Consider the following 24,135-nt stretch of genomic DNA (forward strand, 5'->3'; position numbering starts at 1 on the left):
CGGCGCTCCCCAGCCGTAGTCCACGCAGATCAACGCCGCGTTTTACCTGCGCCCACTACGGCCGGCGCTCCCCAGCCGTAGTCCACGCAGATCAACGCCGCGTTTTACCTGCGCCCACTACGGCCGGCGCTCCCCAGCCGTAGCTGACGCAGGTTGAACCGCCGGCGGATGACATGCCTGAGCTACGGCTCGCGGCCCGCGTCGCCCGCGGCGAGCACCGCCGCCGGAGGCCGGGGACCGCGCCGGCCGCCCGCCGGCGCAGGTCAGCTTCTCAGGTGAGTGGTGTCCAGGATTGCTATGTCGTTTTCGGTCAGGCTGCCGACGACCACTGTCCCGTCGCGTTCGACCACCGACGTCACGAAGCCGTAGGAGCCGTCCGAGCTGCGCAAGTCGTGGACCCGGCGGCCGTCCAGCGTGAACGCCATCACCCAGGCGATCGGGGTGGCCGCCGGTCGTACCCGCTCGGGCAGGTTCCAGACCAGGACCCGCAGCAGACCGGGCAGCGGCAGCAAGCGGTCGACGAGCGGATTCCGGGGCGCGGCGATCGCCACCCAGAGCAGGCCGTCGCTGCCGAGTGACATGTTGTCCGGGAAGCCGGGCAGGTTCGCCACGAGCTTGTCGGTGCGGCCGGCGTCCGGGCCGGTCAGCCAGTGGCGGCGGATCCGGTAGCCGGCGGTCTCGGCGATCAGCAGGTGTGACTCGTCGGGGGCGAGGACGACCCCGTTCGCGAATTTCAGGTCGGTCAGCAGCGTGGTGACTGTCCCGTCCGGAGCGCGGCGGACCAGGCGGCCGGTGCAGCTGTGCTCGAGGATGTCGCCGGTGTGCTCCTCGAGGGTCCAGCGGCTGGTCGACGTGGTGAACCAGATCGTCCCGTCGCTGCCGGCCACGACGTTGCTGGCGAACCGGTATCCGGGGCTGACCAGGGCGGAGATCTCCCCGCCCCGGCTCATCGACAGCAGTCCCCGATCATGATCGCAGACCAGCGCTCCCCCGCCGGCGAGCGGCCACAGCCCGAGCGGGCGCCCGCCGGTCGACGCCAGCACCGTGTTCTCGCCGGTCACCGGATCGAGGCGCACGACGTTGCCGCCGGCGAGGCCGGTCAGGATCCGCCCGGCGTCGTCGAAGCGGACGTCCTCGGGACCGTGTCCGCCGGTCGGGAGCCGGCGGCCGATGCGCAGCGGCGCGGTCGGTCCCGGATCGGCGAACCGGGGCGGCGTCCACCGGCGAGGGCTGATCAGGCGACGAGCCATGACAATCTCCAAGATCGGCGGGACACAGAACGGGATCGGCGGGACACAGAAACAAGATCAGCGGTACGTCAGCAACCCCGCGTCCGCTTCGAGGTGAGTGTGCTCGTTGTAGGTCGACATCGACAGCCCTCGCCGCCCGGCGATCAGTTTCGTGACGCCGGTGTTGACCGCCACCCGGTTCAGCGCGGTCCACACCGCCGCGAGCTGCGCCAGGTCCGCCTTCGGGCCGCAGGTGAGCAGCGCGACGGCCATCGCGATCGGCCCGCCGGAGCTGACCGCGACGATGTCCCGGTGCTCGCGCACCAGTTCGCCGGCCCGATCGAGGACACCGGCGACCCGGTCGCGGAAGCCGGGGAACGACTCGGCGTACTCGTGGTCGTTGCCGCCCGACGACCAGCGCCCGGTGGCCGCCTCGAAGACCTCCTGGAACGCGCGGTCCGGCCGGGCGTGCTGACCGAGTTCGGCCATCATGGCGGCCCGGTCCCGGTAGAGCGGCCGGTGCACCTCGACGACGTGCTGGAAGTCGAACTCGTCCCAGCCCGGATCGACCGCCACCTCGGCCGGCAGGTCCAAGCCTGCCACGGTTTCCGCATGCCGGCGCAGGGTTCCGCGCAGCACCAGGCCCGGCCGGATCCCCCGGGCGGCCAGCGACCGGCCGAGCACCCGCGCCTGCTCGTGCCCCGCGTCGGAGAGCGCGTCGTAGTCGTCAGCGCCGAACGACGCCTGACCGTGCCGGATCATGAGAAGACGAGCCACGGACGATCACACCATCTTTCGTACGACGGAGAGCGGAAGCACCCGCATGGCCGCGCCGATCGGCACCCAGGGCCACGCCGGCACATAGGCCTTGGCACGCCGTTTCTCGATCGCCTCGACCATGGACCGCACGCCGGCCGGGGTGTCGACCATGAACCGGGTCCGCTGCTGGACGCGGGCGTTCATCTCGGACCTGATGTACCCCGGGAAGATCACCGAGACGTCGACGCCGGGGATCCGCTCGGACCGCACCCCCTCGGCGATCGCTGCGACACCGGCCTTCGTGGCGGCGTAGGTCGTCATCGACTTGCGCATGCCGCGCAGCGCGGACATCGACGAGATCAGCACCAGGTGACCCCGCCCCTGCTCCCGGAAGATCCGCAGGGCGGCCTCGGTCTGCGCGAGCGCCCCGACGAAGTTGACCATCGCGGTCTCCCGGTTGGCGTCCCACCGTCCGGTGCCGAGCGGCGCGCCCTTGCCGAGCCCGGCGTTCACGACGATCCGGTCGATGCGGCCGAACTCGGCGGCGAATTCGCCGAAGACCCGGAAAACGGCGTCGTCATCGGTGACGTCCAATGCCCGTACCGAAACGTGGCGCTCGGGAATCGCCTCGCGCAACCGTTCCAGGGGTTCCGTGCGCCGCGCGCACAGCGCGAGGTCGTAGCCGAGCGCGGCGAACTGCCGCGCCATCTCCGCACCCAGGCCGGCGCTCGCGCCGGTGATCAGAACGACACCCTTGCTCATCCGGGGGAACTTACGCACTTCTCCGGATCCGCGCTACTGATCGGTAATGTATGCGGCGCGGCGATGGATCTCCGGTCGGAGATCCGACTTGTGGCTTTTCCACGTTGTCCGCGGCGGGGTCGGTCGTTGCCCAAGGGCATAGGTAGGCCCGACGAACAGGACAGTGACGATGGTGACGGAGAACGACGCGGTGCTCCGCGACCCGGTGCGGCTGGCCGCGGTGGAACAGGCGCGATTACTGCTGCCCGTCTCGCCGATGCCGACCGACGGGGTCGCCCGGCTCGCGGCCCGGCTGCTGAACACGCCGATGGCGGCGGTGACGCTCGTCAGCGCGGAGGAGGAGCATTTCGCGGGCGTGCACGATATGCCCTTGTCGCTCGCCGGCACCGGGCAGGCCTCACTGTCGTACTCGGTGTGCAAGTACATCGTCAGCGCCGACCAGCCGGTCCACGCCGGAGACATGATCACCGGCTCCGCGCCCGAGCTGCGCGGGCACCCGCTGGTGACCGAGTACGGGGTACGGGCGTTCGCGGGCGTGCCGGTGCGCGACGCCGAGGGCCGGCCGGTGGGGTCGCTGACCGTTTTCGACGTGGTGCCACGTCAGTGGACCGACGATCAGGTGGACACTCTCACCGAGATCGCGTCGCTGGTGCGGCCGGTGGCCCCGGCCCAGCTCGACGCCGCTGCCCTGCTCACGGTCCTGCTCGACACCCTCTCCGTCGGGGTGGTCGTCGCCGACGAGCGCGGGCGGGTCGTGGTGATGAACCGGGCGCTGCGCGAGGTGGTCGGCCTGTCGCCGCACGCGCCGCTGCCGGAGCACCTCGCCGGCGTCGTCGGCGGGATGCTGCGCCGACCGGACCTGACGCCGCTGCGCTGGGAGCAGACCCCGCTGATGCGGGCCCTCGGCGGTGAGCACGTCGGCACCTCCGACGTGCTCACCGTGCGACCGGGTCACCGGATCCGCACCTTCGCCGCCACCGCGAACCCGATCCTGGGCGCCGGAGGCCGGCGGCTCGGGGCGTTGTCGGTGGCGCACGAGGTCACCGCGCTGCGCCGGGCCGAGAAGTTCCGGGACTGCCACCGCCGGGTCGAGGCGGTGCTGCGGACCGCGGAGTCGGCCGAGGAGGTGGCGCCGGAGATCCTGGAACCCGTGGTCACGACGCTGGGCTGGCCCTGCGCGGAGCTGTTCCTGATCGACGAGGCGGAGGGTGACCTGCGCTCGGTCGGGCACTACGACGCCACCGGGGCGAACAGCGACGACGGGTTGTTCGGGCACGTGCCGGCGTACGGGCACGGGATCACCGGCCGGGTGTGGGAGACCGGGCAGCCGCTGTGGGTGCCGGACATCGCGGACACCGCCGCCTACGTGCCGAAGCCCGCGGAACGGTCGCGCATCGAGATCTGCCTGCGGCGCGGCATCCGTACGGTCCTGGCCGTCCCGGTCCGCGACGGCGGCACCCTGCTCGGCGTGCTGACCTGTTACGCCGGCACCCCGGAGGTCCAGGAGGACCTGCTGACCGTGCTGCTCGACGGTGTCGCGGCCCAGATCGGCGTCTACGTGGCGCTGCGGCGCGCCGAGCAGCTGGCCCGGCAGCTCAGCCGGGCGCAGAACGACTTCATCGACCTGGTCGGCCACGAGATGCGCACCCCGCTCACCTCGATCACCACGAACGCCGGTGTGCTGGCCGAGGAGGCCGGCGGGCTGGACGACGAACAACAGCAGATGATCCAGTCGATCAGCCGGAACAGCGCCGAGCTGCAACGGATCATCGACACGTTGCTGGACCTGGCCGGCCTGGATTCCGGGCACCTCGGCCTGCGTGTCACCGAACTGGACCTGGCCGCGCTGGTCACCGGCGCGGTGGAGGCCGCCCGGGCGAACACGGCCCTCGACATCGACCTGTGGGTGCCGCCGGCTGTCCCGGTGCGCGGCGACGCGGAGCGGCTGCGCCAGGTGGTCACCGACCTGCTGTCGAACGCGGCGACGTACAGCCCGCCGGGCGGCCACGTCGTCGTCACGCTGACCGCCGGCGCGGAGACCGCCGAGCTGAGCATCGCCGACAGCGGGATCGGCACGCCCGCCGACGAACGGGCGCGGGTGTTCGACAGGTTCTTCCGCGGCAGCAACGTGCGGCACCAGGGGATTCCGGGCAGCGGGCTGGGGCTCAGCCTGGCCCGGACGATCGTGCACCTGCACGGCGGGACCATCCGCCTGGACGGCAACGAGCCGGCCGGGACGATCGTGCGGGTGCGCCTGCCGAGGGCGTGACGGGAAGTTGTGCCGCTGGTCGGGGCACCACTAGGTTGAGGGTGCCAACTGCGGCGACGCGAGGGAAGCCGGTGGGAGTCCGGCGCGGTCGCGCCACTGTGACCGGTCCAGCGATGGGCCGGGAGTCAGGGAACTCGCCCGCCGCAGCCCCACGATCGGGACGCGTCATCCCGTTGGAGGTTCGATCTTTCATGTCAGCTCAGCCCCGTTTTGTGTCGTTGCTCCTGCGGGGCCTGCTCGCCGGGCTGATCGCCGGGCTGCTGGCCGGTGGTTTCGCCTTCGCGTTCGGTGAGCCGCACGTCGATGCCGCGATCGCCATCGAGGACGCCGCCGCGGCCGCCTCCTCTCCGGACGCCGCCGCGACTTCGGCTTCGGCTTCGGCTTCGGCTTCGGCTTCGGCTGAGGAACCGCTGGTCAGCCGCAACGGGCAGAAAGCCGGCCTGGTTCTCGCCACCACCCTCTACGGCATCGCGATGGGTGGGCTGCTCGCCACCGCCTACACGCTGCTGCGCCGCCGGTTCCGGATCGCCGCCGACAGCCGTGTGGCGCTCGTGCTGGCCGGATCCGCGCTGGTCGGGGCCGTGCTGGTGCCGTGGGTGAAGTACCCGCCGAACCCGCCCGCCGTCGGTGACCCGGCCACCATCAACCAGCGGACCTGGAGTTACCTGGCGGTGCTGGTGCTGGGTCTGGTCGCCGTCTGGGCCGCGGTGATCGCCGCCCGCACGCAGACCGTGGAGTGGCGCCGTGCGGTGGCCGCCACGCTCGCGTTCGTCGTGGTGGTGTCCGTGGCGTACCTGCTGCTGCCCGGCATCCAGGAGGTGCCGGAGTCGTTCCCGGCGACGCTGCTCTGGGAGTTCCGGATCACGTCGCTCGGCGTGCAGGCGGTGCTGTGGACAGTGCTCGGCCTGGCGTTCGCCGCCCTGGTGACGCCGCGAGTCACCGCCCCGGAACCGGCTGCCGCTGCCGCTGTTTGACGTTCAGGACGCAGTCGCCGCAGGTGCCGCCGCCGGGAATCCGGTAGTAGAGGCAGCAGTTGTTGCGGATCAGCTTTCTCCGGTGGTGACGATCGGGGCGGTGCAGGACGGCCGTCCCGATCAGTGGTTTCCGGGACAGCAGCGCCGCGATCAGATCGGTGGCATTCGCCCCGTTCGCGGCCATCATGGTGCCGGCGCCGCCCAACGCGGACGCCACGTTTCCCCACAAGACCCGGGGAGACAAGACAAATTGGGTACGGAAGACGTCCAGCACCGGCTCGACCAGGATCTCGATCACCGTGTTGAGGGCTGTGACAAGGTCATCGGTGGTGGCCGGCAGACCGTCGCAGAAGATCGGGATCGGCCCACTCGCCACGGGTCGCCAGCGCATCCGGGCCGGATCCGGGATCGGGACCGCGCCGCTGGTCACCGCGGCGGCCAGCGGCGGGGAGACCAGGCGGGCCGCCAGTCCCAGGAAGACTGTCGACGCCACCGCTCGTTTCGGCAGCTCATCGGGGGTGAGGCCGGCCATCGCGGCGAGCAGGTGGCTGGCGCTGTCGACGCGATCGGCGAGGACGCCGGGGTCCTGCAGGTCGGTCAGCGGCCAGGTTCCGTCGATCGGGCGCTGGGTTTCCGGCGTGCGGTGCTGTGTTTCGGAGGTGCAGCGCCGTGTTTCCCGTGCGCGGTGCTGGGTTTCCCATGTGCGGTGCTGGGTTTCCCATGTGCGGTGCTGGGTTTCCCATGTGCAGTAAGGACCGAACCGCGCGGCGGCTTCCAGCGCGGGTGTCGCATCGATCAGTTCGGCCATGGGGCGACGGTATCAGCGAAGTCTCAACCGAGAGTTCAACGATACGGTTCAGGGGTATGACCGACGTCAACGTTCTTTTCGCGCGCCTGCCCCGGCTGCTCGCCATCGGCGAGCCCACCCACAGCTCGGAGCCTCTGCTCCGGCAGCGCAACGACCTGTTCCGGTCGCTCGTCGAGCGGGACGGGTACCGCACCATCGCGATCGAGAGCGACTGCCTGATGGGGCTGGTCGTGGACGAGTACGTCGCCGAGGGCGACGGCTCGCTCGACGATGTGATGAAGCGCGGGTTCAGCCACGAGTGGGGCGCCTTCGCGGGCAATCGTGAGCTGGTGCAGTGGATGCGCGAGCACAACGCCGGCCGGGACGCCGGCTCCCGGGTCCGGTTCGCGGGCTTCGACGGGCCGCTGGAGATCACCGCCGGGGCCAGCCCACGGGCGGCGATGATGGGTCTTCTCTCGTCCTGCTCTTCAATCCTCCCGTCGTCCTCCTCTCCGTCGTCGGCGTCGTCGGGGGCGTCGTCCGCGTCGGCCTCGGCCTCGGCCTCGGCGGAGAGGCTCGACGAGCTGCTCGGCGAGGACGAGCGGTGGACGAACCCGGCCGCCATGATGGACCCGTCACAGTCCGTCGGGCGGACCGGCGACGCCATCCGGCTGCGGGTACTCGCCGACGAGATGGCGGGCCTGGTCGAGGCATGGACGCCGCAGCTGGGAGCCGATCTGGAACGAGCGCGACTGTACGCTCGGACCGCCATCGGGCTGCTGCGCTACCACTACGCGATGGCCGACACCTCACCGAACCGGATCGAGCGGATGCTCGGTGTACGCGACTCGATGATGGCCGCCAACCTGCTCGCCCTCGCCGACCACGGCCCGACGCTGGCGAACGGCCAGAACGCGCACTTCCAGCGGCACAAGAGCTCGATGCGGATGGGCGGCGAGCCGGTGGAATGGTGGAGCGCCGGCGCGATCGCCGGCGTCCACCTGGGTACGGATTACGGGTTCCTCGCCGGTGCCGCGGGAACGATCCGGGAACACGGCGTGGGTGTGCCGCCTGCGGGCACCGTGGAAGGCTCGCTCTACGCACTCCCGCTTCCGGACGGCCGATTCGTCGGACGAGTGACCGAGGCGCCTGGGGCCGCGCGGGTGTCCCCGTGGTTCGGGTATGCCCCGCTCGACCCGTCGCATCTCGGCGACGTCGACGGCATCGTGTTCGTCAAGGACGCCTGAGTCAGCCGTTGGGGCGGGTCTCGATGGCTTGCAGGGACCAGCTGTTGCCGTCCGGGTCCTGGAAGTAGACGAACGTGCCCCACGGCTGAACGTCCACATCACCGGTCTTGATGCCGGCGTCCAGCAGCTGGGTGCGGGCGGCCTCGGCGTCGGGCACCACTACTTGGATCTCCTGGGTGCCCGGCGCCTTCTCGGTGATCCCGTCACCGATCACGATGGAGCAGGCCGAACCGGGCGGTGTGAGCTGGACGAATCGGAGATTGTCGTTGACTTTGTGGTCGTGGTCGACGTTGAAGCCCAGCCTCTCGTAGAACGCTTTGGCCCGGTCGACGTCGGTCACGGGGACGGGGATCAGCTCGATCTTCCATGTGGCTGTCATGGATTCATCGTGCCGCACATTGCGGTCACAATCCGACCGCTAGGTCGGTCTGTTTGCGGATGTCTAGTGTGCCGGGGCGGGCGGCGCGGACACCGGCCGCTCCGGGTCGCCCGGCGTGATCGCACCCCACTTCGGTCCGCTCGGCGGCGGGCCGACCTGCGGCGGATCCTCCGGAGGCACGGTGCTGTGCGAGAAGAGGAAGGTGCCGAGCACGACCAGCACACCCGAGACAGCGGCGAACCAACTCGCGAACTCCACACCCTGCATTCCGAACAGCCACGCGGCGACCGTCAGCGCCGTGGCGGCGAAAGCGCCCACATCAAGGATTACCCAGCTTCCAGCACCCATCCCTCCATCATCAACCCGGACGTCAACCCACCTCCTCGACCGCCGTGCCGTTCACCAGAAATCGTTTGCCTGCCCGCTCGCCGACCGCTGATGATGGGCGGCATGGTCATGGACACTGTCGATGGCCGCCCGGCGGCCGGCAACGCCGCATCGATCCGGGCGACGGCGCGGGCGATGGCGAAGGCCGGATCCGCTGCCGCCGTGCTCCTCGTCGAGGGCCTCACCGACCAGATCGCGCTGGAGACCGCTGCGGCTCTCCGTGGACGAGATCTCGAGGCGGAGCAGGTCGTCATCGTGCCAATCGGTGGGGCGCACGCGATCAGCCGGGCTCTGTCCGGCCTGTCCGCCCTGACCGCTCTGTCCAGTCCGGATGCCCCGCACCCGCCCGGCCCGGATGCCCCGCACCCGCCCGGCCCGGATGCCCCACACCCGCCCGGCCCGATGGCCCCGCGGCCAGGTAGCCCCACCGGCTCCCCCGGCGTGCTCCCCTTGGCGGCAAGGACTCGCCTCGCCGGCCTGTGCGACGTGCGCGAGGAGGACATCTTCCGACGCGGCCTGGAGGCGGCCGGCGTGGGCTTACCCCGGACGCGCGCCGAGATGGAGGGCCTCGGGTTCCACGTCTGCATCGACGACCTCGAAGATGAACTCATCCGCGCGGTCGGCGTCTCGGGTGTCACAGCGCTTTTCATGTCTCAGGGAGACCTCCGTTCCTTCCACTCGTTCCAGAAGCAGCCCGCGTGGCGTGGACAGGACACGCGAGCTCAAGTGCACCGCTTCGTGCGCAGCAGCTCACGGCGCAATCTGCGATATGCCCGACTGCTCGTCGAAGCGGCGGTCGCCGGGAACGCTCTGCCCCGGCCGCTCGACGCGGTGCTGAGCGCCGTGTGAGCGCGCCCTCCTGCGGTTTCGTTCGAAGTGAACCAGGCCCGCCATAACAGGAGCAGAACGGCCGCTGTTACGCCCCTGTCATCCCCGGCGCGCGATGCTGTGTGCACGGAAAGGGGATCGCAATGCCATCGAAGTCGACGACCAGCCGGAGCCGGCCCCGGTCGGAGCCACCGGCCCGGAAATTGCCACCGGCACAGCACAGACCGCGCGCCGCGACAATCATCGACGGCCGTGAGATCCGTGGGAGCATGAGCCGATGAGCTGGAGTCAACGACTGGGCGGCGTCGGTGTCTGGCGTCCAGGCCCTTTCCTGCATCGAGACCTCGCCACGGCTGTTGAGGACCTCGGGTTCGGCACTCTGTGGATCGGCGGTTCTCCCACGTCCGACCTTCGTCAGGCAGAGGAATTGCTCGACGCCACCACGTCGCTTCAGGTCGCCACCGGCATCGTGAACATCTGGGCGTCCGACGCCGCCGAGCTGGCCGACTCCTATCACCGCATCCAGGCGGCGCATCCGGGGCGCTTGTTGCTCGGCATCGGTTCCGGGCACCGTGAGGCCAACCCGGAGCGGGTTCGTCCCGTCGACGCGATGGCCCGCTACCTCGACGTTCTCGACGCACGCGGGGTGCCCGTCCAGTCGCGCGTCCTGTCCGCGCTGGGGCCTCGCATGCTCGCCATGGCGAGCGAGCGCAGCGCGGGCACTCATCCCTACCTCACTGTGCCGTCGCAGAGCGGGGAAGCGCGCGCCGTGCTCGGCCCGGACGCGCTCGTCGCTCCCGAGCAGACCGTAGTCCTCGACACCGACGTCGAGTCGGCGCGACGCTCGGCCCGCAAGTTCCTCCAGCTTTACCTGGGCTTGTCGAACTACACGACCACGATGCGGCGTGCCGGCTTCACCGACGACGACATCGCCGGAGAGGGCAGCGACACACTCATCGATCGCCTCGTCGTCCATGGCGATGCGGCCGTGATCACCGCAGCGGTCCGGGAGCATCGGGATGCCGGCGCTGATCACGTCTGCGTGCAGGTTCAGCCGCAACGCGGCGACATCGTGCCCGCCCTGCGTGCCGTCGCAGCCGAACTGAAGCTGCGCCCGCAGGACTGAGGCAGCCGATGTGACGCGGGCCCCGCTCACCGGAGTCGCGGCGGCAACCGCTGGCCACCGCAGTGCACCGGCGACCGCAGGGCGCCGACCACCGCAAGGCACCGGTCACCAGTACACCGGTCACCGCAGCGCAACTATTACCGCAGTGCGCTGATCGCCGCACCGGGGCGCACCGCAGCCCAGCACCGCACCGCACCGCACCGTGCTGGCCACCGTCGGGACGGCGACCAGCACGTGCGAAACGAGGCAGAGCCGGGCTCAGCGAAACAGCCGCCGAGGCACTGCGGCAGCCAGTGCCCCGTACCCCGAGGGGTTGAGATGCAAGTGATCTCCGGTGTCATAAGGAGCAGCAAGGCGGGACGGCGCGGCCGGGTCCCGCACGGCCGCGTCGAAGTCCACCACCGCGTCGAACAGTCCACCCCGGATCGCCGCGTTGACCGTCTGCCGGGACCGCTCCCGCAAACCTTCGGCGTCGTCGTAGATGTTGCCGCCGAACGGGGTGAGCGTCGCGCCGTACACACGCAGTCCTGCCGCCTGGGCGCGCAGCACGATCTGCCGGTACGCCCCGATCAGCTCCACGGCGATCCGCTGCTGATCAGTCACGGTGGCCGGGGCGACGCCGATGTCGTTGACGCCCTCGAAGACCAGCAACCACCGCGCGCCGCTGGTCGCGAGGACGTCCCGGTCGAGCCGGGCGAGCGCGTTGGGCCCGAGCCCGTCCCGCAGCACCCGGTTGCCGCCGGCAGCCTGGTTGAGCACGGCCAGTTCCGGATCGCGCAGCCGGTCGAAGAGCTGGTCCGGCCATCGGTTGTTGCCGTTGGTGGTGGAGCCCCGGCCGTCGGTCAGCGAGTCGCCGAGCAGCACGAGGCCGGACGCTCCGGCAAGGATCTCGACCCCGCTGATCAGGTACCAGTGGTCGGACCCGGTGGCGCCGGTGAGGTCGTTGGCGGTGTGCTGGTCGCCCTTGACCAGCCACGACGTGGTGCGCGAGCCGGGATGCGAGGTCAGCTCGGCGGTGCTGATGCCGTCGCGCAGATACGTGGTGAGGGTGAGGTTGGCGGCGGCGAGAACGGGCAGGTCGACCGGGTCGGAGACGATCTGCGCGCCGACCGGCACCACCACCGACGGGCTTCCGCCGAAGGTGAGCGGCCGGCCGCTGCCAGGCCGGATCGCAGACGTGCCGGCCTGGTTGCCGACGGGCAGCGCGACGCCCGCCGCGGTGATCGGCAGATCGGCGGTGCCGAACGCGTTGGAGTACCGCACCCGCAGCCGGCGTCCACCGGCGGTGACCCGCACGGTCTGCCGCAGCGTGGTGTCGGCGAGACGTTCGAAGGGCGCGGGCGGCATGTTGTGCGGCTCGGTGAGCTGCGGCATCGCCGTCCAGGTGTGCGTCCAGCGAGAGAGTTGATCTCTGCCCCTGGTGAGGAACAGTCCGGAGGCGGCGAAGCCGAACGAGGCGAGCAGTGTGCGCCGACGCATGGGTCAGAACCTCCGGCTCTCGGTCGGGCCGAGGTAGCTGTAGCGCACGCCGCCGGTGTCGACCACGAGCCGTTGCAGGATCACGGTCGGGTCGACGGCGTGGAAGGTCAGCGTGTGCGTCCCCGGCCGGTCGATCACGTGCGTCGTGGTGGTCACGTTGACGTTGTCGCTGGTGTTGCGGGCCCACTGCCGGTTCATGGTGGTGTCGTCGGCGCCCGTCGCGGCGATGACGTCGACCGTCTGCGGCGGCTGGTCATCGACGGAGATCGCGTACTTCAGGCCGGTTCCGGGCAGCACGTTGTTGCGCGGGGACAGGTGCGCGGAGATCTTCACCGGTCCGGTCGTGGTCAGCGTCATCCGGTACTCCAGGCGGCCATTTCCGGTGACGGCGGCCATCCCGTTGCCGACCTTGCCGATGTCCGGCAGCAACTGCCAGTCACCGACACGCCGGTCGTAATGGTCGGCGTTGATCGCCACGTATCCGCCGGCCTCGGCGAAGCCCGCCGGCCGGATTGCCGGGTTGCGCACGGCGGCCTGCACGACCTGCGTGCCTCCCGGCCCGGCGATCGTGATGGGTACGGTCGTCAGCCCGCTCGGAGCCTTCCGCCAGTCGACGGTCACGGCCACCCGGACCTGCTCGTCCACCCGGCCGGCAGCCGGGGTGACGCGCAGCCACGGCTGTCCCGTGGTGATCCGGTAATCGAATGCGGTCGTGCCCTTGTTGTAGATCTCGATGTACCGCCGTGCCCCGGGCTGCCACGGGCTCAGCTCGGGCAGCAGCGACTCGACACCCATCGACGCCGCCGCGGGGACCTCGATCCGTTTCAGGTGCGGGTAGATCTCGTCCGGCAGCGCGACGTGGTCGTCGGTCTGCGGCTGCTGCCAGGACGCGTTGTTGTACCGCGCCGCGTTCCCGTACCCGATCTTCGGCTGAGTCTGCCATCCGGCCCACTTACCGCCGGCGAGCCGGGTGTTGTAGTGCTCGCTGAGTGCCTGGTCCTCGGCGAAACGGGCCTCCGCCTCGGCCGCGAGATCGTTGGTGGCGGCGCGACCCTGCGCGGCGTATCGGATGTTCGTGAACTGGGCACGCCGCAGCTCGTACAGATTGGCGCCGGCCTGCACCTGATAGTCGACGAGCTGGAAATAGGCGTCCTGCGCGGCGGCCGGAATCCGGCGTTTGATGCGCGTGGCCTCCGCGGCGAGAGCCTGCCATTCGGCGACGACGGCGTCCATTTCCTCCGGCGTGTACGGGTTCTCCTGATCGTTGTAGACGACGTTCGTGGCGTCCCCGGTGATCCGGCGGTTCAGCAGTTCCGGCTTGCGGCGGGACTGCAGACGGCCGTACTCGGAAAGCACCCCGGCGATGCGCGGCGCCAGCTCCGGCCCGAAGTTCTCGGCCGCGTACTTCCGCTCCCACGCCCCGAGCTCCGACAGCGGCAGGGCGTCCGGGTTCCACGCGTAATCCAGGAAGAACTGGGTGGGCAGCTCCTCGTTCTTCAGATCACCGACGTTGACGACCCAAAGACGATCAACCCCTTTCGAGTACGACAGATGCAGCTGCTCCCAGGCGTTGACCAGATTGGTGGTGTCCACCCACTTGTAATTGCGCCCGTCGCCGACGTAGTCGAAGTGGTAATACAGCCCGTACCCTCCGCTGCGCGGAGGCAGACCGGCGTGCGGGAGCTTCCGCATGTTTCCCCAGTTGTCGTCGCAGAAGACGACGGTCACGTCCTCCGGCGGCTGATACCCCTTGTCCCAGTACCGCTGCACCTCCTTGTAGAGGGTCTGCACCTGCGGCGCCTCCTGGAGCCCGAATTCGGCGAGGATGGCGCGCTGCGTGTCGATGATGCTGCTCATCAGGTCGATGCCGTCACCGTCGGGCAGGCTCACGTCACCGTTGCCGCGCATTCCCAGCGTGATGACACCCTCGAATCCCTGCTCCTTCATCCGCCGCGCGCCGTCGCGCCAATAGGCGACGATCGCGTCCCGGTTGCGGCGGAAACTCCATTCCCCGGTGCCGCCGTACGGGTCGCTGCCGGGTGTCACGATCGCGCCGCCGGCGTCGCGGACGGCCGGCTTCGCGTGCCGGTTCCACTCCTCGATGCCGCGCATCATCGGCGCTTCGTGCGAGGTGCCCATGACCACGCCGTAACGGCTGGCGGTCTCGTGGTTGGCCGGGTCGTCCTCGGCGAACGCGCGTCCCCACACCGCCGGCCACAGGTAGTTCGCCTTGAGCCGCAGCATGGTTTCGAAGACCTTCGCGTAATAGGCGGCGTTCAGTCCACCGGAATAGCCGGGCGCCTTTCCGGGGCCGAAATAGTTCGGCGCCCAGGTCCCGGTCGCCGGGTTCTCGTCGTTGATGAAGAACCCGCGGTACTTGACCTTCGGGGTGCCCTGGGTGTGCCGGCCGGGCAGCGCGTAGAGGGCGTCGGCATGCGGCACCGGGACGTCGTCCCAGAAGTGCCACGGCGAGACGCCGAGGCGTTTCGACACGTCGTAGGCGCCGAAGATCGTGCCGCGCTGGTCGCTGCCGGCGATCACGAAGGCGCGCCGGACACCGGGCAGCGGGTTCTCGACGACCTGCTGCAGCGAGGTCTCCCACTTGCCCGCGATCCCCCGCGTGTCGATCTTCCCAGCGGCCGCGAGACGGTCGATCAGCGCGCTGCGTCCGAGCGTGCCGAGAATGATCGGATCGCGCCCACCGGCAAGGGAGGCGCCGGCATCGGGCCGGACCCCGGACCCAGCCGAGCCCAGCTCGCCACGGGCGCCGGACGCAGGCGAGCCCGCAGCACCGGACGCAGGTGAGCCCGCAGCGTCAGCGCCCAGCGCAACGGCGCGCAGGTCGGCGCTGACGCCGGTTGCCGAGCGGAGGTCGGTGCGGAGGTCGCCGGCCACCCGGACCACGCCCGGGAAGTCGCCGCTGTCCACGACGATGGGCGCGGCCCGGCCGCCGGCGACGAGCGGGAAGCGGCCCGGACCGGGCTTGGTGGAGATGTAACCGCCGCCGGCTCGGGCGACGGCGGCCGCCCGCGGCGCTGCGACAGTCGAGGCGCCCGCTTGCGCTGACGCGACCGTGAGGGCGCCCGCTTGCGATGACGCAACAGCGGGGACGCTCGCTGACACGACAGCGGGGACGCTCGCTGACACGACAGCGGGGGCGCTCGCTGACGCGACAGCGGGGGCGGCGGTCACGGCCAGCGCGAGGGCGGTAAGGAGGACTAGGGGACGGTTTCGCATGGGTACGCCTCCGAAAGTTTCGGATTCGTTTCGCGAGGACGTCCGCAACATATAGTTACGAGTCTATGTCGTCAACCATCCTCGCCCGCCTGCGAACAACCGAAAGGCCGCCCGGAAGTTACGAGCAGCCTTCGGTCCTTGCGGTTCGAGAAGGCGGAACCCCACCGTCACAGCTCTCCCGGCGAATCGCCGACCGGCAGCCGGTCAGCGCCGCCAGGCCTCCCTGATGTTCACGAGCAACACCAGCAGGGCCGCCGCGAAGAAGCCGAAAGTGATCACATAGCGGCCGTCCACCACGAGCACCGAGATCAGGAAGACCACGGCGGCCGCGACCAGGAGGCGCAGCATGACGGCGAAGAACTTGCCGCGTACCAGGCCCTCCACGCCGAGAAGCAGGAGCAGCAGCACGAGCGCTGTCTCCTGCCCCTGGATCGCCGCCAGGGGTGAGGCGACCGCACCGATCGCCCACAGGATCAGCGGCGTGCTCAGCACCGCCCACCAGGACCGGGACCGGCCGAGGAAGCCCGTCGCCTGCTCCATCGGCAGCCTCCGGTGCTGCAGGTGGGCGTGCGGGTCGTCGGGGACCGGTCCGGGTGTGACGGTGGCCCGGTGCAGCTCGTCGGCGAGACGGGTGTGTTCCATCCGCAGCCCGAGCAGCCGCTGCTCCCGGGCAGCCAGGGCGCGTACCTCCGGATCGGCGGCCGGCAGGCCCGCCCCCGCCACCGCGAGCTCGTGGCGCAGGGCGGCGATCTCCTGGTCCAGCTCGGCGAGCCGGTCACGGTCCTTCTGGGTACGGATCTCCGCGTACCGCCGTTCCTCGGCCGGATCGGGCACCACCTTGGCGAGTCCCGCCCAGCTGACCGGATCGGCCCAGCAGGCCCGCACGGTGCCGTCCCGGGTGTACCGCGGACCGGCCGGCCCGCGTTCGCCGCCGAGCCGGTCGCGGGTGTCGCGTCCCCACAGACCCCGGAAGTCCCGCACCCACGGGGTGTCGTCGCTGATCACCACGGGATGCCAGGCCTCGCGCTGTCCGGGACCGATCGCCCGCCCGTCGCCGCGGGCGTAGTCGACGTACGGGATGCCGACGGTCCGCTGGTCCTCCGGTGACCAGGGCGCGAGCAGCCGCGCCGACCAGCGCAGCGCGGTGACCAGACCACGCAGCCGCGGCGGCCGTACCGTGATCAGGTAGTCGCCGGGCAGGTACGCGCCGGAGTGCGACCCGGCGCCGACGAACACCACCGGGTGGGTGCCGCCGACCAGGCTCAGGTCCGGGTCGTCCCAGCGTCGCCGCAGGTCGTCGCCGGTCTCGTCATGCGCCGAGAAGACCACCCACGCGGGCCGCGGCTCCGCGGCGCCTTCGAGTGAGCCTGTCGCATCGAGGAAGACGGTGACCTGCTCCCAGTCCCCCTCGTGCTCGTTGACCCCGCCGAACGCCGAGCGCCAGTTGTTGAACGAGTAGAAGTACCAGTACTGCAGAACGATCCACGGGTCGTCGCGCAGCACCCGGCCGTAGTACATCGGCCGCATCGGCTCCAGGTGGTCGCGTTGCAGCAGGAACGAGTGCGCCGCGCTGCCGCCCGGGACGCTGCCGCGGAACAGCAGCGAGAAACGGTTGACCGTGTCGACGAGCCGGGCGGTGAGCCCGACCGAGGCGAGCCGGCTGGCCCGGGCCAGGTGCGGCGGGCGTTCGCGGAGCGGGATGTGGGTGAGTCGTTCGCTGCCGATGCCCGAAATCGAATAGCCCAGACCGTGCTGGGCGCCGCCCGCCTCGGCGAGGGTGTCGAGGGTCAGCCCGCCCGGTTCCAGGATCTGCACCGGGTTCGCGCCCGGCTCGGCGCGCCACAGGCCGGCCTGCCGCACGAACCGCTCGACCGAGATCGGGTAGAAGTACTCCCCCTCGGTGAACTTGGCCACCGGCTCGTAGGCGCGCAGCAGCCGCAGGTCGTCAGCAGTCCCCAAACCCGTTCGTTCCTCTCGGCGTCCCGGTCGCGTGCCGAGGTTATCCGTACCGGCTGGGCGCCCGTGACGGGGCGGCTATGGACAGCGTGAGTCGTCACCCTGTTGGATAGTCAACGAATTGACTATCCGGAGGTGGCTGCTATGCATCCGTTCCGTACCGCGGTGGAGGCCCGTGACGCCGCCGCGCTCGAGTCCCTGCTCGCCGACGACGTCGTGTTCGTCAGCCCCGTCGCGTTCCCGCCCTATCCGGGCAAGGCGATCACCGCGGCGATCCTGCGCGCCGCGCTGCGGGTCTTCGAGGACTTCCGGTACGTCCGGGAGATCGCCGGCGAGCGCGACCACGCGCTGGTCTTCGAAGCCACGGTCGGCGGCAAGCAGGTGACCGGCTGCGACTTCCTGCACCTCGACGAGGACGGGCTGATCGACGAGGTGATGGTCATGGTCCGGCCGCTCTCCGGAGCGAACGCGCTGGCCGAGGCGATGGGCGCCCAGTTCGACCAGATCCGCCGGGAGGCCGCGGCGCAGGCCTGATCCCGATTCACGCTTACCCCGGGGACCGCGGGGTACAGCACGGTGCGTGGTCGTGGTCATCACCGGAGCATCCAGCGGCGTCGGGCGGGCCGCCGCGATCGCGTTCGCCCGCGCGGGCGCGCGACTGGTCCTGGCCGCCCGGTCCGCGTCGTCGCTGGAACCGGTCGCCGAGGTCTGCCGGGACCTCGGCGCCGAGGTACGCGTCGTGGTCGCCGACGTGACCGACCCGCCGGCCCTGGACCCGGTCGCGGACGCGTTCGGCCGGGTCGACGTGTGGGTGCACACGGCCGCGGTGATGGCGTACGGACGGTTCGAGGACGTGCCCGCCGACGTGTTCAACCAGGTCGTCGAGACGGATCTGATCGGCGCGGCGAACGTGGCGCGCGTCGCGCTGAAGCGGTTCCGGGCTCAGGGACGCGGGGTGCTGATCTACGGCGGGTCGTTGCTGGGGACGGTCGTCACCCCGTACACCAGCTCCTATGTCACCAGCAAGTGGGGCCTGCGAGCGCTGGTGCGGGCGTTACGCCTGGAGACCCGGGACGCCCCCGGCATCCACGTCTGCCTGGTCGCGCCCGGCTCGGTGGACACGCCCATCTATCGGACCGCGGCCAACTTCGCGGGACGGTACGGGCAGCCCCCGCCGCCGGTGGACTCGCCGGAGAAGGTGGCGGCGGCGATCGTCCGCTGCGCCCGGCGGCCTCGCGGCGTGGTGACCGTCGGGCTGGCGAACCGGATCATCCAGTTCGGGTTCGTCGCCACCCCGCCGCTGTACGACCTGCTGGTGGGACCCCTCATGCGGCGCCGCGGACTGTCCGCCGAGACGGTGGCGCCGCACGAGGGCAACGTGTTCACGCCGTTCTCTCAAGCGGGCCAGACCGCCCGGACCGCCTCGGCCAGCGTCGCGCCCTGGCGCAGCCCGGCCTCGGCCGCGGCGGCCCGGCGCGACGGGTCCATGAAGTTCGGCCCGAACGCTTCCCGCGCGGCCTCGTCCGGCTCGATCAGCAGGGTCTTGCCGGCGCCGGTGGACGCCATCTCGGCAATGATCCGGTCCCGGCTCAGCGCGGCCATCGGGGCGATCACCACGAGGTGGTCGGCGCCGGCGGCCAGGTCCGCTCCGGCGCCCAGCCGCACTCCCCCGTCCATGTAGCGGGCGTCGCCGATCGTGACCGGCGGCATCAGGCCGGGCACCGCGCAGCTCGCCGACACCGCCTGCAGCAGGGTGGCGCCGGAGGCCCGATCCAGCACCAGGTCCCGGCCGTCGGCCGCGTCGACGACCACCAGCCGCAGATCACGGTCCGGCCAGTCGCGCACCGGGATCAGCGGCTCCATCCGGGACAGATACGTGGCCTCGTCCGTGGTGGGCGCGGTCAGGGCCATCGCGCCGACCTGCGCCCTCGCCTGCTGCGCCGGCACCGACGGGTCGGCGAGGACCGCCAGCGCGGCGAGGAACTGCCCGGTGTTGCGGCCGCCGCCACCGCTCGGGCGGGGCGCCACCACACGCCGCTGCCCGGCCACCGCCTCCTCCAGGTCGACGCCCGCCGCCAGCAGCGTGCCGACCACCGAACCCGCCGAGGTGCCGACGATCGTGTCGGCGCCGCCGAGCGGGGAACCGGCGCGCTGCAGGCCGCAGAGGACGCCGAGATGCCAGGCGATGCCGGTCACGCCACCGCCGCCGAGAACCAGAGCCTTCGTCACGTCCTGGACCTTAACCGAAGATCGAAGAACACGGTTACCGGCACTGTCGCCGGCCCGGCAGGCCGAGGATCAGGGCCAGGCCGACCGTGAGATGCATGCCGATCAGCGCCAGCGTGGTGGTCAGGTCGCCGCCGGCGCCGAGCGGGCCGGCCAGCGACAGCAGCAGCACGATCGAGGCGATGACCCGGAAGGTCCGGGCCGGGCGGCGGCTGCGGCGCTCCAGGATCACGAGCAGAGCCCAGGCGGCGACTCCGGCGAGCAGGGCGGTCACCACGACCGCCACCGGGCCGATCGCGCCCTGGTCGACGACCAGGTCATGGCCGCCCCACGGGTCGTTCACGGCCCACAGCAGCAGGGCGCCGGCGGCCCCCGCCCCGATCGTGACGGGGCGGCCGTTCCGTCGTACCGGGGAAGGGGTGTGTGTCTGATGCGTCGTCATGCCGGGAAGCATCGATGAATCGGCGGGCGCGCACATCGGGCCGCGGACGGGGTGGCCTACGACTTTGGATGGTGTCGGCCGGCGGTGGTCGATGGTTAGCCTCGCTGCGTGACCGATCGTCGCAGAATCGTCATCGCCGTCGCCTGGACCATGATCGCGTCCGGCGGCCTGATCGCGGTGTCGATCGTGTCCTGGTGGAGCGATCGGCCGGCCGGGCCGCTGCTCACCCTCGACCTGGTGGCCGGCGGCCTCGGCTGGCTGCTCACCCCACTGCTGCTCCGCCGGCCGGTGACGGCGACCGCGCTGCTCACCGCCCTGGCCGCGCTCTCCCCCGCGGTCACCCCGCCGGCCACGATGGGCGCGTTGCAGGTGGCCCGGCGGCGGCGCTTCCCGGTCGCGATCGGCGTGGCCGCCGCCGGCGTCGCCGCGCACGCGATCCAGGGGGCATGGCGATCCGCCGGTGGCATGTCCTACGGCTGGTGGCTGATATTGATCACCATTGGGTACGGTGCTCTGCTCGGCTGGGGAGCCTGGGCCCAGGCCCGCGAGGCGCTGATCAGCTCCCTGCACGACCGGGCCCGCCGCGCCGAGGCCGAACAGGGCCGCCGCGTCGCCGAAGCCCGGATGCTGGAACGCCGCAGGATCGCCCACGAGATGCACGACGTGCTCGCCCACCGGCTGTCGCTGCTGGCCACGTTCGCCGGCGCGATGGAGTACCGGCCGGACTCCCCGCCCGAACAGCTGTCCCGCGCCGCCGGAGTGGTCCGCGACGGCGTGCACCAGGCCCTGGAGGAACTCCGCGAAGTGATCTCCCTGCTCCGCGAGGACGAGGTTGCCGACGCCGACCCGGGCCGCCCGCAGCCGGTGCTCGCCGACGTGCCCCGCCTCGTCGAGGAGTCCCGTGACGCCGGCACCGCGGTGCGGCTGAGCTGCTCGGTGGAGGGCGCCGAGGAGGCGCCGCCGGCGGTGGCCCGGACCGCGTACCGGGTGATCCAGGAAGGACTCACCAACGCCCGCAAACACGCGGCCGGCCAGCCGGTCTCCGTGGCGATGCGCGGCGGCCCCGGAGCCGGGCTGGAGATCTCGCTGGTCAATCCGCTGACGACCGCCGCCCCGCCGGGGTTCTCCGGAGGGGCCGGGCTGGTCGGCCTCACCGAACGAGTCAGCCTCGCCGGCGGCCGGCTCGACCATCAGGCGACCGGAGGCGAGTTCCGGTTGCACGCGTCGCTGCCGTGGCCGCCATGACTCCGCCGGCGGGTGCGCTCGCGGGCGGGGGCCGGCAGCGCGCGTCGTTACGATGGCCGCCATGACTCCGCCGGTGCGCGTGCTCGTGGTGGACGACGACGCCCTCGTGCGCGCCGGGCTGACCATGATGCTCGACGGCGCGCCCGGCCTCGCCGTCGTCGGTGAGGCCGACGACGGCGACAAGGTGCCCGCCGCCACCGACGCCCACCACCCCGACGTGGTCCTGATGGACCTCCGGATGCCCCGCGTCGACGGCATCACCGCGACCCGGCGGCTGCGGGCCCGGCCCCGGCCGCCCGAGGTCATCGTGCTGACCACGTTCGACACCGACGAGAACATCCTGCACGCGCTGCGCGCCGGGGCCAGTGGCTTCCTGCTGAAGGACACGCCGCCCGCCCGGATCGCCGAGGCCATCCGCCAGGTGGCGGCCGGCGAGCCGATCCTGTCCCCGCGGATCACCCGGCGGCTGATGGACCGGGTGGCCGTGCAGGCCGGGGCCTATGCGCGGGCCACCGGGGTGCTGGCCGGGCTCAGCCCCCGGGAGCGGGACGTGGTGGTGGCGATCGGGCAGGGCCGGAGCAACGCGGAGATCGGCGCGGAGCTGGACATGACGCTGGCGACCGTGAAGACGCATGTGTCGCACGTGCTCACGAAGCTGGGGCTGGACAACAGGACGCAGATCGCGCTGCTCGCCCACGACGCGGGGCTGGTCTGAGGGGTCGCGGTCGGGGTTGGCGTCTCGCGGTCGTCGGCGTGTCGGGGTCCAATCGTGGATCGGTGAGGCGGGCTGGCGCGCAGTGCTCTCGGAACAGGCATCCGGCAGCACTGGTGACCAGCTCGTGTGGCCCGGCTGGCCGTCGGTGTTCTCGCCGGCCCGGCGGGACAGCACCGAGCGCCAGCCGGACCGCGCGCTTCCACGATCCACCAGCCGAGGACAGCACTGACGACCAGCTGGACCAGCTGGTCGTCAGGGCGCTCGGCCGCGGCAATGGTCCCGAGGCACGCATCACCGTTGCGGGGCCAGCCGAAAATCAGGGCCAGACCGCCCGTCAGCACGAACCGTTGTCACCCAGCGTGCCGACATCCGCGGTCAACGTCGCGCTGCGCGGAAACCCGCGGACGCCCCAGGCCCCACAGGGTGACGAAAACCCCCAGCGCTCCACGGTCGGCGGCGACCGACCGTGACGCGCGACCGCATCGGCCGGTGAGCCGTAGCCCGGGCATGTTTCTCGGGCCGGGAACGTGCGTTGGCTACGGCCCGGGTCGGTGAGCCGTAGTTCAGGCAGGTTTGTCGGGCCGGGAGCTCACAGCTACGGCTCGGGGCGGTCAGCCGTAGCTCAGGCAGGTTCTTGGGGCGGCGGGTCAGCACTGGTGGCCAGCTCGTCTTGCTCGGCTGGCTGTCAGCGTTCTCGCGGACCGTGTGGACAGCATCGAGCGCCAGCCGGACCGCCCCATCCCACGATCCCCCGAGGACAGCAACGATGACCAGCTGGACCGGCTGGTCCAGCTGGCCGTCAGTGCTCCCGGGCCCCGGCCCTGTTGTCGAAGCGCGGCGTCGCCGCTTGGGCGAGCCGAAGACCCGGGCCGCTCCGCGCGGACCCTTGTCACCCTGCGTGCCGGCATCCGTGGTAAACGCCGCGCTTTCCGGAAACCCGCAGACGCCCCGCGCCCCACAGAATCCCGCGAACCCGCAGCGGTTCACCGTCGCCGGCCACCCACCGTGACACGCAACGCAAGCGGCACACCGCCGGGCGGCCGGTTCCCGGTCGCGAACCCCGGCGGACCACAGCGGGGTCAGCACTGACGACCAGCCGGACCGGCTGGCAGAGCGGGCGGGGCGGGGCGGGGGCGGGCGGAGCGGACGGGGGCGGAGGTCAGCCCACGGGCGGGGGCGGGCGGAGCGGGCGGTAGCGGAGGTCAGCCCACGGGCGGGGACCACCTGTTCTCGTGGACCGCTGACTGCCACGGGGTTCGGTGGCGCCAGCCGTGGCGTTCCAGGTCGGGGGTGTGTTCCAGGTGGGTGACCGGGCCCAGGCAGAGCCAGGCGACCGGGCGGATGGTCGCCGGGATGCCGAGCAGGTCCTGGACGAACGGCTCGCGGTAGAAGGAGACCCAGCCGACGCCCAGGTTCTCGGCGGTGGCGGCCAGCCAGAGGTTCTGGATCGCCAGGCAGACCGAATACAGCCCGGCGTCGGCGATGGCGTGCCGGCCGAGGACCGCCGGGCTGCCCCGGTCCGGGTCGTAGGTGACGACCACGGAGAGGGTGGACTCCCGTACCCCCTCAATTTTGATCTTGGAAAATGTCGCGGCGGCACCCGGGTCGAGGGTGGACGCGAACGTCGCGCGCTCCTGCTGGACGTGATCGTGGAAGGCGGCGCGGGTCGTCTCGTCGCTGACCAGGATGAAGTCCCAGGGCTGGGAGAGGCCGACGCTGGGCGCGGCGTGGGCGGCCGCCAGTACGCGATCGAGGACGGCCGGCGGGATCGGGGCGCCGGTGAACTGGCCGCGGACGTCCCGGCGGCGGTGGATGACGTCGTACAGCTGACTGGACATGGGCAGGCTCCCGCTGCGGTTCGGCCCGGACGGACGGCCCGGGCGACAGTCGGCGAGGCCGGTCTTCGGACTCCCGGATCGTCACCTCACCGCCCGCCTTCCCAGCCGAAGCGGCCAGTGGCTGCGCTCGCGCGCGTGGGCGGCGGCTCCCCGGTCACCGCGGCGGGCCCGTGCCGGAATTCCACCGGCTTCCCAGATTCTCCCCGGCCTTCAGGGGGCCGGGGCACCTCGCATCAAAGTTCGTGCCGTG

20 protein-coding genes, 1 pseudogene and 2 riboswitches are annotated in these 24,135 nt (G+C 71.4%); of the genes and pseudogenes, 9 read left to right on the forward strand and 12 right to left on the reverse strand.

Features of this window, described 5'->3' with window-relative positions:
• Window positions 1–263 precede the first annotated feature (263 nt).
• The 3 genes from AB0F72_RS20295 to AB0F72_RS20305 are packed head-to-tail and all read right to left on the reverse strand — an operon-like array spanning window position 264 to window position 2,750.
• Entirely contained in the window at window positions 264–1,250 is a 987-nt protein-coding gene (locus tag AB0F72_RS20295) for an SMP-30/gluconolactonase/LRE family protein (protein WP_360433314.1), read from the reverse strand.
• A gap of 57 nt (window positions 1,251–1,307) precedes the next feature.
• Entirely contained in the window at window positions 1,308–2,006 is a 699-nt protein-coding gene (locus AB0F72_RS20300) for a histidine phosphatase family protein (protein WP_360433317.1), read from the reverse strand.
• 6 nt (window positions 2,007–2,012) lie between these two features.
• Entirely contained in the window at window positions 2,013–2,750 is a 738-nt protein-coding gene (locus AB0F72_RS20305; protein WP_360433320.1) for an SDR family oxidoreductase, read from the reverse strand.
• Between the two features lie 169 nt (window positions 2,751–2,919).
• On the opposite strand from AB0F72_RS20305, the gene AB0F72_RS20310 reads away from it, so the two are divergent.
• Both AB0F72_RS20310 and AB0F72_RS20315 read left to right on the forward strand, forming a co-directional pair.
• A complete protein-coding gene (locus AB0F72_RS20310; protein WP_360433323.1) occupies window positions 2,920–5,019 on the forward strand; it encodes a GAF domain-containing protein in 2,100 nt (699 codons plus the stop codon).
• 22 nt (window positions 5,020–5,041) lie between these two features.
• Window positions 5,042–5,176: riboswitch (cobalamin riboswitch) on the forward strand.
• 55 nt (window positions 5,177–5,231) lie between these two features.
• A complete protein-coding gene (locus AB0F72_RS20315; protein WP_360433326.1) occupies window positions 5,232–5,993 on the forward strand; it encodes a CbtA family protein in 762 nt (253 codons plus the stop codon).
• Here AB0F72_RS20315 and AB0F72_RS20320 read toward each other — a convergent pair.
• A complete protein-coding gene (locus tag AB0F72_RS20320) occupies window positions 5,956–6,801 on the reverse strand; it encodes a (2Fe-2S)-binding protein (protein WP_360433329.1) in 846 nt (281 codons plus the stop codon). The genes AB0F72_RS20315 and AB0F72_RS20320 overlap by 38 nt on opposite strands.
• A gap of 56 nt (window positions 6,802–6,857) precedes the next feature.
• Here AB0F72_RS20320 and AB0F72_RS20325 point away from each other — a divergent pair, with 56 nt between their 5' ends.
• Entirely contained in the window at window positions 6,858–8,027 is a 1,170-nt protein-coding gene (locus AB0F72_RS20325; RefSeq protein WP_360433332.1) for an erythromycin esterase family protein, read from the forward strand.
• A gap of 1 nt (window position 8,028) precedes the next feature.
• Here the strand turns inward: AB0F72_RS20325 and AB0F72_RS20330 are convergent, their stop codons facing one another.
• Window positions 8,029–8,406 (reverse strand): VOC family protein, encoded by a 378-nt coding sequence (locus AB0F72_RS20330; protein WP_360433335.1) that lies wholly within the window; start codon window positions 8,404–8,406, stop codon window positions 8,029–8,031.
• Window positions 8,407–8,469: 63 nt separating this feature from the next.
• Window positions 8,470–8,754, reverse strand: coding sequence for a hypothetical protein (locus tag AB0F72_RS20335; protein ID WP_360433337.1), 285 nt, complete (start codon window positions 8,752–8,754; stop codon window positions 8,470–8,472).
• A gap of 108 nt (window positions 8,755–8,862) precedes the next feature.
• Between AB0F72_RS20335 and AB0F72_RS20340 the strand changes: the two genes are divergently transcribed.
• Window positions 8,863–9,642 carry a TOPRIM nucleotidyl transferase/hydrolase domain-containing protein gene (locus tag AB0F72_RS20340; protein WP_360433340.1) on the forward strand — a complete coding sequence of 260 codons (780 nt, stop codon included), beginning with the start codon at window positions 8,863–8,865 and terminating at the stop codon, window positions 9,640–9,642.
• Window positions 9,643–9,898: 256 nt separating this feature from the next.
• Window positions 9,899–10,747 carry an LLM class F420-dependent oxidoreductase gene (locus AB0F72_RS20345; RefSeq protein ID WP_360433343.1) on the forward strand — a complete coding sequence of 283 codons (849 nt, stop codon included), beginning with the start codon at window positions 9,899–9,901 and terminating at the stop codon, window positions 10,745–10,747.
• 258 nt (window positions 10,748–11,005) lie between these two features.
• On the opposite strand, the gene AB0F72_RS20350 is transcribed toward AB0F72_RS20345, so the two are convergent.
• The 3 genes from AB0F72_RS20350 to AB0F72_RS20360 form a co-directional block, all read right to left on the reverse strand.
• Complete coding sequence (locus tag AB0F72_RS20350) at window positions 11,006–12,226, reverse strand: SGNH/GDSL hydrolase family protein (protein ID WP_360433346.1); 1,221 nt, start codon at window positions 12,224–12,226, stop codon at window positions 11,006–11,008.
• A gap of 3 nt (window positions 12,227–12,229) precedes the next feature.
• Window positions 12,230–15,463: a glycosyl hydrolase 115 family protein gene (locus AB0F72_RS20355; RefSeq protein WP_360433349.1), complete on the reverse strand. Its 3,234-nt coding sequence runs from the start codon at window positions 15,461–15,463 to the stop codon at window positions 12,230–12,232.
• A gap of 204 nt (window positions 15,464–15,667) precedes the next feature.
• Window positions 15,668–17,422 (reverse strand): hypothetical protein, encoded by a 1,755-nt coding sequence (locus tag AB0F72_RS20360; RefSeq protein ID WP_360433352.1) that lies wholly within the window; start codon window positions 17,420–17,422, stop codon window positions 15,668–15,670.
• 141 nt (window positions 17,423–17,563) lie between these two features.
• Between AB0F72_RS20360 and AB0F72_RS20365 the strand changes: the two genes are divergently transcribed.
• Window positions 17,564–17,953, forward strand: a complete 390-nt coding sequence (locus AB0F72_RS20365) for a nuclear transport factor 2 family protein (protein WP_360433355.1) — start codon at window positions 17,564–17,566, stop codon at window positions 17,951–17,953.
• A 52-nt stretch (window positions 17,954–18,005) separates the two neighbouring features.
• Window positions 18,006–18,560 (forward strand): annotated as a pseudogene (locus AB0F72_RS20370) (SDR family NAD(P)-dependent oxidoreductase); the annotation flags it as partial.
• Between the two features lie 254 nt (window positions 18,561–18,814).
• Here the strand turns inward: AB0F72_RS20370 and AB0F72_RS20375 are convergent.
• Both AB0F72_RS20375 and AB0F72_RS20380 read right to left on the reverse strand, forming a co-directional pair.
• A complete protein-coding gene (locus AB0F72_RS20375) occupies window positions 18,815–19,648 on the reverse strand; it encodes a patatin-like phospholipase family protein (protein ID WP_360433358.1) in 834 nt (277 codons plus the stop codon).
• A gap of 34 nt (window positions 19,649–19,682) precedes the next feature.
• Window positions 19,683–20,087 carry a DUF6069 family protein gene (locus AB0F72_RS20380; RefSeq protein ID WP_360433361.1) on the reverse strand — a complete coding sequence of 135 codons (405 nt, stop codon included), beginning with the start codon at window positions 20,085–20,087 and terminating at the stop codon, window positions 19,683–19,685.
• A gap of 108 nt (window positions 20,088–20,195) precedes the next feature.
• Between AB0F72_RS20380 and AB0F72_RS20385 the strand changes: the two genes are divergently transcribed.
• On the forward strand, window positions 20,196–21,332 hold the full coding sequence (locus AB0F72_RS20385; RefSeq protein WP_360433364.1) for a histidine kinase: 1,137 nt from the start codon (window positions 20,196–20,198) through the stop codon (window positions 21,330–21,332).
• Window positions 21,333–21,384: 52 nt separating this feature from the next.
• Window positions 21,385–22,047, forward strand: coding sequence for a response regulator transcription factor (locus AB0F72_RS20390; protein ID WP_360433367.1), 663 nt, complete (start codon window positions 21,385–21,387; stop codon window positions 22,045–22,047).
• A gap of 1,202 nt (window positions 22,048–23,249) precedes the next feature.
• Here AB0F72_RS20390 and bluB read toward each other — a convergent pair.
• Complete coding sequence (gene bluB / locus AB0F72_RS20395; RefSeq protein WP_360433370.1) at window positions 23,250–23,885, reverse strand: 5,6-dimethylbenzimidazole synthase; 636 nt, start codon at window positions 23,883–23,885, stop codon at window positions 23,250–23,252.
• A 38-nt stretch (window positions 23,886–23,923) separates the two neighbouring features.
• A riboswitch (cobalamin riboswitch) is annotated at window positions 23,924–24,131 on the reverse strand.
• Window positions 24,132–24,135 lie beyond the last annotated feature (4 nt).

The organism is Actinoplanes sp. NPDC023936 (assembly GCF_040639325.1).
GTDB lineage: Bacteria > Actinomycetota > Actinomycetes > Mycobacteriales > Micromonosporaceae > Actinoplanes.

Bases quoted from the DNA above. Each gene is read 5' to 3' on its own strand.
- AB0F72_RS20355 (WP_360433349.1), bottom strand. From the start codon at position 15,463: ATGCGAAACCGTCCCCTAGTCCTCCTTACCGCCCTCGCGCTGGCCGTG.
- AB0F72_RS20310 (WP_360433323.1), top strand. From the start codon at position 2,920: ATGGTGACGGAGAACGACGCGGTGCTCCGCGACCCGGTGCGGCTGGCC.
- AB0F72_RS20305 (WP_360433320.1), bottom strand. From the start codon at position 2,750: ATGAGCAAGGGTGTCGTTCTGATCACCGGCGCGAGCGCCGGCCTGGGT.
- bluB (WP_360433370.1), bottom strand. From the start codon at position 23,885: ATGTCCAGTCAGCTGTACGACGTCATCCACCGCCGCCGGGACGTCCGC.
- AB0F72_RS20345 (WP_360433343.1), top strand. From the start codon at position 9,899: ATGAGCTGGAGTCAACGACTGGGCGGCGTCGGTGTCTGGCGTCCAGGC.
- AB0F72_RS20330 (WP_360433335.1), bottom strand. From the start codon at position 8,406: ATGACAGCCACATGGAAGATCGAGCTGATCCCCGTCCCCGTGACCGAC.
- AB0F72_RS20295 (WP_360433314.1), bottom strand. From the start codon at position 1,250: ATGGCTCGTCGCCTGATCAGCCCTCGCCGGTGGACGCCGCCCCGGTTC.
- AB0F72_RS20340 (WP_360433340.1), top strand. From the start codon at position 8,863: ATGGACACTGTCGATGGCCGCCCGGCGGCCGGCAACGCCGCATCGATC.
- AB0F72_RS20365 (WP_360433355.1), top strand. From the start codon at position 17,564: ATGCATCCGTTCCGTACCGCGGTGGAGGCCCGTGACGCCGCCGCGCTC.
- AB0F72_RS20390 (WP_360433367.1), top strand. From the start codon at position 21,385: ATGGCCGCCATGACTCCGCCGGTGCGCGTGCTCGTGGTGGACGACGAC.
- AB0F72_RS20350 (WP_360433346.1), bottom strand. From the start codon at position 12,226: ATGCGTCGGCGCACACTGCTCGCCTCGTTCGGCTTCGCCGCCTCCGGA.
- AB0F72_RS20335 (WP_360433337.1), bottom strand. From the start codon at position 8,754: ATGGGTGCTGGAAGCTGGGTAATCCTTGATGTGGGCGCTTTCGCCGCC.
- AB0F72_RS20380 (WP_360433361.1), bottom strand. From the start codon at position 20,087: ATGACGACGCATCAGACACACACCCCTTCCCCGGTACGACGGAACGGC.
- AB0F72_RS20320 (WP_360433329.1), bottom strand. From the start codon at position 6,801: ATGGCCGAACTGATCGATGCGACACCCGCGCTGGAAGCCGCCGCGCGG.
- AB0F72_RS20325 (WP_360433332.1), top strand. From the start codon at position 6,858: ATGACCGACGTCAACGTTCTTTTCGCGCGCCTGCCCCGGCTGCTCGCC.